Origin of the sequence: Paracoccus sp. SM22M-07 (assembly GCF_001887735.1) — a bacterium.
GTDB lineage: Bacteria > Pseudomonadota > Alphaproteobacteria > Rhodobacterales > Rhodobacteraceae > Paracoccus.
Genome location: NZ_JPKW01000001.1, coordinates 345,737 through 356,931, shown reverse-complemented (window position 1 = coordinate 356,931; position 11,195 = coordinate 345,737). Strand labels below are relative to the sequence as shown.

Genomic DNA, 11,195 nt, shown 5'->3' with positions numbered 1-11,195 from the left:
CAGAAACCTCTTTTCCTTCCGGAACAGCTATGGAAGGAATTGAAAAATGACCCGGCTGATCGGGCAGGATGAAAGGGGCGCGATGGCCAAGTTCGACGCAGAGGCAAGGGCGGGTCTGTCCCTGATCGCACCGCCATTCCTGTATGCGCTGGTCATCCTGGCCGCGCCCCTGCTGACGATCCTGGCCTACAGCTTTCTGACCGACGGCTATCTGGAAATCATCCGCGATTTCACCTGGACGAATTATGCGCAGGTGATGTCCGATCCCATCGTGCGTGTGGTGATGACGCGGTCGCTGATCGTGGCGATGGTGGTGACGGCGGTGACGGTCCTGCTGGCCTTTCCGGTCGCCTATTACGTCAGCTTCGTGGTGCGGCCCGAACGGAAATCGCTGTGGCTGTTCCTGATCACCATTCCCTTCTGGACCAGCTATCTGATCCGGGTGTTCCTGTGGAAGGTGATCCTGGGCTATAACGGCGTCGTAAATTCGTCGCTGACAGGGCTGGGGATCATCGACGAGCCGCTGACCTTCATCCTCTACAACGTCAATTCCATCGTGATCACGCTGGCCCATGCCTATGCGCCCTTCGCGATCCTGCCGATCTTCGTGGCGCTGGAAAAGATCGACCGTTCCCTGCTGGAGGCCGGGCGCGACCTGGGCGAAAGCCGGGCGATGACCTTCTGGCGGGTGACGCTGCCCCTGGCGATGCCGGGCGTACTGGCGGCGGTGCTGATCGTCTTTATCCCGACCATCGGCGATTACGTCACCCCCGAGGTGATCGGCGGCGGCAAGATCCCGATGATCGCCAACATGATCCAGGTCCAGATGCTGGCGCTGGACAACCGTCCCCTGGGCTCCGCCCTTGCGGTGACCGCCATGCTGATCGTCGCGGTGATCAGCCTGATCTTCCTGTTCCTGAACCGCCGCTTCCTGAAGGTGCGCCAATGAGCATCCATTCCAAAGGGCGGGGTCTTCAGGCCTATGCGGTCCTGTACCTGCTGTTCCTTTATGCGCCGATCCTGCTGCTGCCGATCTTTGCCTTCAATTCCGGCACGATCATCTCCTTTCCGTTGCAGGGTTTCACGACCGAATGGTTTTCCCAGATGTGGGCGAATGCGACCCTGCGCCGGGCGCTGACCAATTCGCTGACCATCGCGGTCAGCTCGTCGGTGCTGGCGACCTGCCTGGGGGTCTTTGCGGCCCGCGCATCGACGCGGTTCCGCTTTCCGGGGCGTGGGGGGATGATGGGCTTCATCATGCTGCCCATGGTCCTGCCCGAGATCATCGTGGCCATGTCGCTGCTGGTCGTGCTCTTGGGCATGGGGGTGCAGCTCTCCCTGCTGACGGTGATCCTGGGCCACGCGCTGATCTGCATGCCCTATGCCATCGCGATCCTGTCCACGGCCTTTTCCAGCCTGGACCGGTCGCTGGAGGAAGCGGCCTTCGATCTGGGCGAAAGCAAGTGGGGGGCCTTCCGGCTGATCACGCTGCCTTTGGTCATGCCGGGGATCATCAGTTCGCTGCTGATATCCTTCACGATCAGCCTGGACGAATTCATCATCGCCTTCTTTCTGGCGGGGAACGAACCGACCCTGCCGACCTACATCTTCAGCCAGCTGCGCTTTCCGCGCGCGATCCCCGTCATCATGGCGCTTGGGACGGTGCTGGTGATCCTGTCGATCGTCCTTCTGGCGATCGGCGAATATTTCCGCCGCCGGGGCAATGCCCGCATCGGCGGCTCGCCCACCGGAGGGTTGCTGTGACCGACGCCAAGCCGATGATCGAATGCCGGGACGTGCACAAGTATTACGGCGATTACCACGCCCTGCGCGGCATCGACCTGACCATCAAGGGGGGCGAGTTCTTTTCGCTGCTGGGGCCGTCGGGTTGCGGCAAGACGACCCTGCTGCGCACCATTGCCGGGTTCGAGGATATCAGCAGCGGTGTCGTGCTGATCGACGGGCGCGAAATGGGTGACGTGCCCGCCAACAAGCGTCCCACCAACATGGTGTTCCAGTCCTACGCGATCTTTCCGCATCTGACGGTCGCGGAAAACGTGGCCTTCGGGCTGCGGCGCGACCCGCGCGGCAAGGCGGAAAAGGCCGCCGCGGTGGACGAGGCCCTGTCGATGGTCGGCCTGAAGGGTTACGGCGCGCGGTCGGCCCATGCGCTGTCGGGCGGTCAGCGTCAGCGGGTCGCGCTGGCCCGCGCGCTGATCCTGAAACCCAAGGTCTTGCTGCTGGACGAGCCCCTGTCTGCGCTGGACCGCAAGATGCGCGAACAGATGCAGGTCGAGCTGATCAAGCTGCAGCGCCAGGTGGGCATCACCTTCGTTCTGGTCACCCATGACCAGGAAGAGGCGCTGGTCATGTCCGACCGCATCGCCGTCATGTTCGACGGCGAGATCGCCCAGCTGGACGGCCCCGAGGCGCTTTATGCCCGCCCCTCCACGCGCCGCGTCGCGGATTTCATCGGCGTCATGAACTTTCTGCCCGCCGAGATCCTGTCGCATATCGGCGGCACGGTCACCGTCGATGTCGCGGGGCTGGGCGAGGTCGAGCTGCCCGAACGCCAGATCAGCCGCGCCAATCCCGATGACGAGGGCGCGATGATCGGTTTCCGCCCCGAAACCATGACCCTGGTCGGCCCCGGTGCCACGCATAACCAGCCGCGCGAAACCAACGCCACCATCGACGAGGTCGTCTACTACGGCGACATGACTTATTACGACCTGCGGCTGGACGGGGTTGCCCGCGCCGACGGCAAGGCGCGCACGGTGCGAATTTCCATGCGCAACGTCTTTGGCCGCGACGTGCAGGAGGTCGGCACCCGCACCCGCCTGGCCTGGTCGCCCGGATCGCTGGTGCTGTTCCGCTAACCCCGCGGCGTCAGGCGCAGCCAGATGCCGTCGCGCGCCCGGATCGTCAGCCGCGCCACGGGCATGGGCTGACGGTCGGTCGTTTCCAGCCGGAAGGCGCGGGTGATGGCCGACAGCATCACCACCCCCTCGACCATGGCCAGCCCGGCGCCGGGACAGGCACGCGGCCCCGCCGAAAACGGCAGATAGGCTGCGCGGGCGCTGGCCTTGCCCTCGGGCGTTGACCACCGGCCGGGGTCGAATTCGTCCGGCCGGTCCCACAGCCGTTCATGGCGATGCAGATGCCAGGGCGACACGACCAGCTGCGCCCCGCGTGGGACGGTCCGTTCGCGGAAGGTCTGCGGCGTCGTCGCCTCGCGCGCGAACATCGCCACGGCGGGGTAGAGCCGCAGCGCCTCGCGGAAGACGGCGCGGGTGGATTTCAGGGTCGCGACGCTGGCAAAATCATCGCCCAGCTGGCTGCCTTCGGCGGCGACGCGGTCCTGCCATTCGGGATGCGCCGCCAACAGCCACAGCGCCCAGGCCAGGACCGAGGCGCTGGTCTCATGCCCCGCCAGGAACATCACCGCGACCTGGTCGATCATCTCGGTCCGGGTGAAGCAGGCGCCGGTTTCGGGATCGGGGGTGGTCATCATCTTGGTGGCCAGATCGTCGGGCGCGGTGCCATCCGCGATCTGCGCCAGCCGCGCATCGACCAGATCGGCGATCAGCCCGCGGATCTGCGCGGCGCTGGCCCGCGTGCGGCGGGAATGGGGCCGCGGCATCCAGCGCGGCAGGGGCAGCAGGGCGGCCAGGTTGACCAGCGGCTGTGCCTCTTGGTGCGCGCGGAAGGCGTGGAAGACCTGCGCGGCGGTGGCATGTTCGACCGGCAGCGAAAACAGTGCGCGAAAGATCACGTCGGCGGCGGCATGGGCCGATTGCGGTTCGACATCGGTGATGCCTTGCGGCATCCGCGCCACCGCCGCGCGAGCGGCGTCCAGAATGGCGGGATAGCTGTGGCGCAGGCGACCGCCCTCGAAGGCGGGGTCGATGATGCGGCGCTGATGCGCCCATTCCGCGCCGTTGCTGATGAAGACGCCATTGCCCAGCAGCGGCGCCAGCCCTTCGCGCATGCGGTTCGATTTCGGGAAATCGCCGGGGCGGTCCTGCAGGATGGTCCTCAGCAGCGCGGGGTCGTTGCAGAAGAAGCTGTGGATGATGGGGGTGCGGAATTCGGCCATCCAGGCGCGGTACAGCCGTTCGGGCAGCGCCCCCAGCAGGTCGTGCCGGAAACCGCGCATCAGCGTGCGCATGGTGCCGCGTCCCTGCGTGCCGGTGGGGCGGGGTGCCTTCACGGCCGCGCGCCCACGGGACGGGTGATGCGACCGGGCGAGGGTTTGCGCCCTCCGAACCGCTGCGCCAGCGTCTGCGGCCCTGCCGTGATCGCGAAGTAGTCGTAATCGCCCGGACGGTCGAAGGCGCAGAGATATTGGAAATGCAGCCGGAACCAGCGGTTGCGGATGGCGCGTTGGCGCTCGGGCGACAGGGTCTGGGTATAGGCGGCCGACAGCACCAGCGGCCATTTCTGGTCCGGCCCCGCCATCCCGCAGACCGCCACCGGATCACAAAGCGCAAAGCAGCAGGCATCGCCCGGCGCGGTGACATCCGTCCAGAAAATGCCATCCGCCTGCGACAGAAAGGCCAGATCCGCCCGCAGCCGGTCCGCGTGCGGCAGAAAGGCCGCCATCGGCACCACATGGCCAAGCGTCAGCAGCGACAGCGCGGGGCCGGGGCCGGGGCCGGGGCGGGGGCCTTCGCGCAGCAGGTCGGCCAGGACCGACACCGCCAGATAGGCCCCCGAGGAATGACCGATGACCAGAACCTCGTCCAGATCCTGCGCCAGGATGGTCTTCAGCCGGTCGCGGAACCTGGTGATGCGGTCTTCCAGCGCGGGGGGATAGGCGCCCCCCTGCGCGCAGGTGAAGGCATAGTCATGCATCAGGTAATAAGCGAACAGCCGGTGATCCAGCCGCCGCCCCAGGACCAGCACCCCCCATGCCGCGGCCAGCCCAAAGGGCACCCCAAAAAGGCCACCCCCCGCCGCCGCGACGCCCCATGCGACCAGCCCCCCCGCCAGCAGCGCCAGCGCCAGCTGGGCCAGCAGCACCGCGATGGGATAGAAGGCCGCGATGACCGGCCCCCGCCGCAACCGCATCAGCCGCCCGATGGTGCCCGAGCCGATATAGATCCACATCGTGCGGAACAGCTGCCGATAGGTCCCCGCGATCCCCGCCGACATCGAGGCCTGCACGATGTCGGACCACAGCGCGACCTCGATCCGGGTCTCGACGTCGCGGCCTTCGACATGCGATCCGACGCGCCAGGCAAAGCCGCCGCCATCAGGTTGCGCCTTCTTCATCCGCAGCCTGTGTCCGGAAATCTGCGCCTGATCGGCCCCTTCGCGTCGATAGAGTTCACGATAGCGGCGCGGCGGGATGGGGTCGAAGCCCGGCAGATAGAGGACATGGCGGCGGAAGGGGGCTGTCATTCGGGCCTCGTGGCGCGGTTCGGGACCAGAATAGGGCAGGACGGGACCGGGACAAGCCCTTGCGGGTCAGTCCTGCTGCCAGCGAGCCTCCTGCGCCTCGATCGCGGCGATTCGCTTGGCGACGGGCGGGTGGGACAGGAACCATGCGGGGGCGCCCCGACCCATCGCGCCGGTCAGCGCATCCAGCTTGCGGAACAGCGACTTCTGCGGTTCGGTGCCGAAGCCCGCCTTGATCATCAGGGCGCTGGCGAACTGGTCGGCCTCGAATTCATCCTGCCGCGACAGGCGGGCGGCGACGGCGGCGGCGATGGCATTGGCGATCCAGACGCCGATGCCGGGAAGGAACCGCCCCAGGATGCCCGCCAGCGCCATGCGGATGGCGTTCTGTCCGGCGAAATCGATCATCCGGCGCCGCGAATGACCCAAGCTGACATGGCCCAGTTCATGGGCGATGACGCTGGCCAGTTCCTCGGGGGTGACCTCGCAGGCATCCAGTTTGCGGATGAAGCCGCGCGTCAGGAAGATGCGCCCGTCGGGGGCGGCCAATCCGTTCACCGGCTCGACCTCGTAGATATGGGCGCGGATCGGGGGCAGGTCCATCGCCGCCCCCAGCCGTTCCAGCATCGGCTTCAGGCGCGGATGGTTCAGCGGCGTCGCATGGTCGTTCAGATCCCGTTTCAGCCGCCAGGCGGAAAAGAACCACATCACGGCCAGATAGAGGCCCAGCAGGATGATCGGCGTGAACTTCAGCATGGCTTCTATATGGGATCGTGATGGCGGCGCTGCCAGTGACGGTGCAGCAGCCAGATCGCCGCAGCCAAGGGCAGGGCGACGGCCAGCGCCTTCAGGGCCGCGGCCTCTTGGTGGCGAAAGCCGCGGCCGGCCAGATGGCCCGTGGCCAGATGCAGGGTGGCCCAGATCACCTCTCCGGGGATGCTGGCGGCCATGAAGCGCGGCAGGGTCAGGCCCGCGGCCCCGGCGACGTAATTGGTGGCCGGCCCAAGCGGCGTGACCAGCCAGCGCGACAGAAAGACCGCCAGCATGCCCCGCCGCGCGACCAGACGTTGCGCCCGTTCCAGCAGGCGGGCATGACGCGACAGCAGCGGTTGCAGCCGCCGTGCCAGCAGAAAGGCGGAAAGATCGCCCAGGCTGGCCCCGATGATGGCACCCGCGGCGATGGGGATCAGCTGCAGGTGACCGGTCCCCGCCAAGGCCCCCGCGCTGATCAGCAGGACCGAGGTCGGCACCGGCACCATCATGCACGACAGGAACGCGCAGCCTGCCAGCAGCCACGGCCCCCAGACGGGCAGCAGCGCGGCAAGATCGGCCATCATCCCAGCAGCCGCATGGCCTGCGTCAGCCCGTCCAGCGTCATGGGCATCATCCGGTCGGGAAAGATGCTGCGGACCATGCCGATGGATTGGGTATGGCGCCAGTGATCCTGGGGAACGGGGTTCAGCCAGACGTGATCGGGCCATGTTTCGGCCAGGCGGCGCAACCAGACCTCGCCGGCCTCGGGGTTCATGTGTTCGTTCGCCCCGCCGGGCACCGCGATCTCATAGGGTGACATCGAGGCGTCGCCCACCACGATGCATTTATAATCGCGGCCAAAGCGGTGCAGGATGTCCCATGTGGGCGTCTGTTCGGCCCAACGGCGGCGGTTGTCCGTCCACACGCCTTCGTAAAGGCAGTTGTGGAAATAGAAATGCTGCATGTGCTTGAACTCGGCCCGCGCGGCGCTGAACAGTTCGTCCACCACGCGGATATGGTCGTCCATGCTGCCGCCCACGTCCAGAAACAGCAGCACTTTGACGGCGTTGCGGCGTTCGGGGCGGGTCTTGACGTCGATATAGCCGTGATCGGCGGTGGCGCGGATGGTGGCGGGCAGGTCCAGTTCCTGATCCGCGCCGTGGCGTGCCCATTGGCGCAGGCGCTTCAGCGCGACCTTGATGTTGCGGGTGCCCAGTTCGATCCGGTCGTCGAAATCGCGGAACTCGCGCTTGTCCCAGACCTTGACGGCGCGGCGGTGGCGGCTTTCGTCCTGGCCGATCCGCACGCCTTCGGGGTTGTAGCCATAGGCACCGAAGGGCGATGTCCCCGCCGTGCCGATCCACTTGTTGCCGCCCTGGTGGCGACCCTTCTGTTCGGCCAGCCTTTCCCGCAGTTTCTGCATCAGGGCATCCAGGCTGCTCGACCCTTGGATTTCGGCCTTTTCCGCATCGGTCAGCATTTTTTCGGCCAGCTTTTCCAGCCATTCGCGAGGCAGGGCCTGTTCGTTGACCAGCGCCTCGATCGGAATTTCATCCAGCCCGGAAAATGTTTCCGAAAATGCGCGGTCGAACCGGTCCAGATGCCGTTCGTCCTTGACCAGCACCAGCCGCGACAGGTCATAGAACCCGTCCACCTGCCAGCCCGCGACGCCCGCCTGCATCCCGGCCATCAGGTCCAACCATTCCCGCAGCGAAACCGGCACTCCGTGGCGGCGCAGACTGTCGAGGAATGGCAGGAACATCACGCCATCCGTTCGATGATGACGGTGATGAACAGCCCGACCATGGCCAGGACGACCGCGAAGGCCGCCGCGTATTGCAGGCGGTCAAGGCGGTTGCCGCCCAGCTTGGCGGCGCGGCGCCAACCCAGGAACGCGCCGATGACAAGGGCTGCGATGACGATCATGACGGGCCTTCCGGTTGATCCTTGTGTCCCCTGCAGATAGCGCCCCGCGCCCTTTGCCGCAACCGCCCTACTTGCCGCCCGCGACACCGCGCCCTAGCCTGCGCCCGGGGACAGGAGGACATGATGCAGGACCTGGGGACTTACGACTATATCATCGTCGGTGCGGGGTCGGCGGGATGCGTGCTGGCGAACCGGCTGTCGGCGGACCCCCGGACCCGCGTGCTGCTGCTGGAGGCGGGCGGCCACGACAACCGTTTCTGGGTGCATGTGCCGGTCGGCTATCTTTATGCGATGGGCAACCCCAAGCTGGATTGGTGTTATCAGACCGAACCCGAACCGGGGCTGAACGGGCGGCGCCTGAACTATCCGCGCGGGCGGGTGCTGGGGGGGTGTTCGTCGATCAACGGCATGATCTACATGCGCGGGCAGGCGGCCGATTTCGACCGCTGGCGACAGGCGGGCAACGTCGGTTGGGGTTGGGATGACGTGCTGCCCTATTTCCGGCGCAGCGAACGCCATTACGAACCCGCCTGCGACCTGCATGGCGATCAGGGCGAATTGCGGGTCGAGCGTCAGCGGCTGAAATGGCCGATCCTGAACGCCGTGGCGCAGGCGGCGCAGGAACTTGGCCTGCCGGAATGTCGTGATTTCAACTGTGGCGACAATGAAGGCGTGGGCTATTTCCCCGTCACGCAGCGGCGCGGTCTGCGGTGGAACGCGCGCAAGGCGTTCCTGAACCCGGCCCGTGACCGTCCGAACCTGCGGATCGAGACCGACGCCCAGGTCGCCCGGCTGACCTTCGACGGGCGGCGCGTCACCGGCGTCGACATCACCCAGCACGGCGTCCTGCGCCATGCGCGGGCAGGCGCCGAGGTGATCCTGTCCGCCGGGGCGATCAATTCCCCCGCGCTGCTGGAACTGAGCGGCATCGGCCAGCCTGACCGTCTGGCAGCCTTGGGCATCGCGCCGCGCCACGACCTACCCGGCGTCGGGGAAAACCTGCAGGACCACCTGCAACTGCGCACCGTATTCCGCATTTCGGGCGCGCGGACGCTGAACGACCGTGCCGGCAGCCTGTGGGGCAAGGCGGGGATCGCGCTGGAATATGCGCTGCGCCGGACGGGGCCGATGGCGATGGCGCCCAGCCAGTTGGGGATCTTTGCCAAATCCTCGGATCAGTTCGCGACGCCGAACATCGAGTATCACGTCCAGCCCCTGTCGCTGGACAAGTTCGGCGACCCCTTGCACGATTTCCCGGGGCTGACGGTGTCGGTCTGCAACCTGCGGCCCGAAAGCACGGGCCATTGCCACATCACCAGCGCCGATCCGGCGGCCGCCCCCGCGATCGCGCCCCGATACCTGACGACCGAAGGCGACCGGCAGGTGGCCATCGACAGCCTGCGCCATGCCCGCCGCCTGATGGCCACCCGCCGCATGGCCGAATTCGCGCCGCATGAGCTGAAGCCCGGCGCCCATCTGCAAAGCGACGCCGATCTGGCACATGCCGCGGCGGATGTCGGTACCACCATCTTCCACCCCGTCGGCACCACCCGCATGGGCAGCGACCCGCTGGCCGTCGTCGATGACCAGCTGCGCGTTCACGGGCTGGCCGGGCTGCGGGTCGTGGATGCGGGGGTGATGCCCTTCATCGTGTCGGGCAACACCCATGCGCCCGCCACGATGATCGCCGAAAAGGCCAGCGACATGATCCTGGCCGCAGGCCGGGACCGGGTGCGTCTGGCGGGCTGATCAGGCGGTCAGCATCTGCCGGAAGGCATGCCAGCTGTCCTTGGGGGTGCGGGCCATCGTGTCGTAATCGACATGGACCAGGCCAAAGCGCGGTCCGTATCCCCAGCCCCATTCGTAATTGTCCAGAAGCGACCAATAGAAGAACCCGCGCAGATCGACGCCCTGGTCCATCGCGGATTTGCAGGCCCGCAGGTGGTCGCCGATGAACTGCACGCGGCCCGCATCCGCCGTCACCGGATCGCCGGCCGCATGGGCCATGCCGTTTTCGGTGACGTAAAGCGGCAGGTCGCCTGTATGGTCGGTCTTCAGCCGGACCAGGAATTCCGCCAGACCCTCGGGGCGGATTTCCCAGTCCATCTGGGTCTTGGGCAGGGGGCCCGGCACATCGGCGGCATTGGGCCACAGCCCCGGCGCGTGGGCGTTCAGGTGGCGGGTATAGTAATTCACCCCCAGCCAGTCCAAAGGCTGGGCGATGGTCGCCATGTCGTCCTGCCAGCCTTGCGGCAGATGGGGGCCGATGCCCTCCAGCGCGGTGTCGGGATAGCCCTGGCCCATGATGGCGCGGATGAACCACTGGTTATAGATTGCGTCCTGCACATCCGCCGCGCGCCGCGCGCCGTCGCTGTCATCGGCGGGGTGCTGAGTTTCGAAGTTCAGCACGATGCCAAGGTTCTGCGCCCCCGCCGCCCGCAAGGCCTGCGTGGCGGTGCCATGGGCCAGCAGCACGTGATGCATGGCGCGGCTGGCGGCGCGGATGTCGCGCAGGCCGGGGGCGTGGTGGCCCAGGAAATGCGACAGCCAGGCCATGCACCACGGCTCGTTCAGGGTCGCGGCGCTGGCAACGCGGTCGCCGATGCGGTCGTGGATGGTGGTGCAGAGATCGGCGAATTGCGTGGCCACGTCGCGGTTCTGCCAGCCGCCCCTTTCGGCCAGCGCGGCGGGCAGGTCCCAGTGGTGATAGGTCAGAAAGGGCTTCAGCCCGCGTTCCAGCATCCCGTCCACCAGCCGGTCATAGAAATCCAGCCCCTCGGGGTTCACCGTCACGCCGTCGGGCATCACCCGCGCCCAGGAGGTCGAGAAGCGATAGGCATCAAAGCCCGCATCACGGATCAGGTCCAGGTCCTGCGGCCACAGGTTCAGGTGGTCGCAGGCGCGCGACCCGTTGCTGTTGTCGATGATGTTGCCGGGGGTGGCGGCGAAGGTGTCCCAATGGGACAGGCCTGCGCCGCCCTGGGCCGATCCTTCGATCTGATAGGCCGAGGTGGCGGCGCCGAAGGTGAAATCGGCGGGGAAATCTGAACGGGGTGGCAGCATCTGGAACCTCCTGTCGCGGGCGGGTCATGCTGGCATGTTCCCGCGCCGCC

Annotated in this window: 11 protein-coding genes; 4 read left to right on the top strand and 7 right to left on the bottom strand. The window is 66.9% G+C overall.

Annotated elements, in window-relative coordinates; genetic code table 11:
• Positions 1–82: 82 nt before the first annotated feature.
• The 3 genes from IE00_RS01845 to IE00_RS01835 are packed head-to-tail and all read left to right on the top strand — an operon-like array spanning position 83 to position 2,879.
• Positions 83–949, top strand: coding sequence for an ABC transporter permease (locus IE00_RS01845; protein WP_072295638.1), 867 nt, complete (start codon positions 83–85; stop codon positions 947–949).
• Complete coding sequence (locus IE00_RS01840) at positions 946–1,764, top strand: ABC transporter permease (protein ID WP_072295338.1); 819 nt, start codon at positions 946–948, stop codon at positions 1,762–1,764. Before IE00_RS01845 ends, IE00_RS01840 begins: the two co-directional genes overlap by 4 nt.
• A 14-nt stretch (positions 1,765–1,778) precedes the next feature.
• Entirely contained in the window at positions 1,779–2,879 is a 1,101-nt protein-coding gene (locus IE00_RS01835; protein ID WP_072295637.1) for an ABC transporter ATP-binding protein, read from the top strand.
• Here the strand turns inward: IE00_RS01835 and IE00_RS01830 are convergent.
• The 6 genes from IE00_RS01830 to IE00_RS20020 form a co-directional block, all read right to left on the bottom strand.
• On the bottom strand, positions 2,876–4,213 hold the full coding sequence (locus IE00_RS01830) for a cytochrome P450 (RefSeq protein WP_371328417.1): 1,338 nt from the start codon (positions 4,211–4,213) through the stop codon (positions 2,876–2,878). The genes IE00_RS01835 and IE00_RS01830 overlap by 4 nt on opposite strands.
• Positions 4,210–5,406: a hypothetical protein gene (locus tag IE00_RS01825; protein WP_072295337.1), complete on the bottom strand. Its 1,197-nt coding sequence runs from the start codon at positions 5,404–5,406 to the stop codon at positions 4,210–4,212. Before IE00_RS01825 ends, IE00_RS01830 begins: the two co-directional genes overlap by 4 nt.
• A 66-nt stretch (positions 5,407–5,472) precedes the next feature.
• Positions 5,473–6,159 (bottom strand): M48 family metallopeptidase, encoded by a 687-nt coding sequence (locus IE00_RS01820; RefSeq protein ID WP_072295336.1) that lies wholly within the window; start codon positions 6,157–6,159, stop codon positions 5,473–5,475.
• A gap of 5 nt (positions 6,160–6,164) precedes the next feature.
• Positions 6,165–6,737, bottom strand: a complete 573-nt coding sequence (locus IE00_RS01815) for a DedA family protein (RefSeq protein ID WP_170864068.1) — start codon at positions 6,735–6,737, stop codon at positions 6,165–6,167.
• Entirely contained in the window at positions 6,737–7,918 is a 1,182-nt protein-coding gene (locus tag IE00_RS01810; protein ID WP_072295334.1) for a VWA domain-containing protein, read from the bottom strand. The genes IE00_RS01815 and IE00_RS01810 overlap by 1 nt, the downstream gene beginning before the upstream one ends.
• The gene (locus IE00_RS20020; RefSeq protein ID WP_170864067.1) at positions 7,918–8,082 is read right to left on the bottom strand and encodes a hypothetical protein; all 165 of its coding nucleotides are present in this window, start codon (positions 8,080–8,082) and stop codon (positions 7,918–7,920) included. Before IE00_RS20020 ends, IE00_RS01810 begins: the two co-directional genes overlap by 1 nt.
• Positions 8,083–8,205: 123 nt before the next feature.
• On the opposite strand from IE00_RS20020, the gene IE00_RS01805 reads away from it, so the two are divergent.
• On the top strand, positions 8,206–9,831 hold the full coding sequence (locus IE00_RS01805; RefSeq protein WP_205949645.1) for a GMC family oxidoreductase: 1,626 nt from the start codon (positions 8,206–8,208) through the stop codon (positions 9,829–9,831).
• On the opposite strand, the gene IE00_RS01800 is transcribed toward IE00_RS01805, so the two are convergent.
• Positions 9,832–11,145 (bottom strand): GH1 family beta-glucosidase, encoded by a 1,314-nt coding sequence (locus IE00_RS01800; protein WP_072295332.1) that lies wholly within the window; start codon positions 11,143–11,145, stop codon positions 9,832–9,834.
• Between the last annotated feature and the right edge of the window lie 50 nt (positions 11,146–11,195).

Coding starts and splice junctions, on each gene's coding strand:
- IE00_RS01805 (WP_205949645.1), top strand. CDS start 8,206: ATGCAGGACCTGGGGACTTACGACTATATCATCGTCGGTGCGGGGTCG.
- IE00_RS01820 (WP_072295336.1), bottom strand. CDS start 6,159: ATGCTGAAGTTCACGCCGATCATCCTGCTGGGCCTCTATCTGGCCGTG.
- IE00_RS01815 (WP_170864068.1), bottom strand. CDS start 6,737: ATGGCCGATCTTGCCGCGCTGCTGCCCGTCTGGGGGCCGTGGCTGCTG.
- IE00_RS01810 (WP_072295334.1), bottom strand. CDS start 7,918: ATGTTCCTGCCATTCCTCGACAGTCTGCGCCGCCACGGAGTGCCGGTT.
- IE00_RS01800 (WP_072295332.1), bottom strand. CDS start 11,145: ATGCTGCCACCCCGTTCAGATTTCCCCGCCGATTTCACCTTCGGCGCC.
- IE00_RS01835 (WP_072295637.1), top strand. CDS start 1,779: ATGATCGAATGCCGGGACGTGCACAAGTATTACGGCGATTACCACGCC.
- IE00_RS01840 (WP_072295338.1), top strand. CDS start 946: ATGAGCATCCATTCCAAAGGGCGGGGTCTTCAGGCCTATGCGGTCCTG.
- IE00_RS01845 (WP_072295638.1), top strand. CDS start 83: ATGGCCAAGTTCGACGCAGAGGCAAGGGCGGGTCTGTCCCTGATCGCA.
- IE00_RS01825 (WP_072295337.1), bottom strand. CDS start 5,406: ATGACAGCCCCCTTCCGCCGCCATGTCCTCTATCTGCCGGGCTTCGAC.
- IE00_RS20020 (WP_170864067.1), bottom strand. CDS start 8,082: ATGATCGTCATCGCAGCCCTTGTCATCGGCGCGTTCCTGGGTTGGCGC.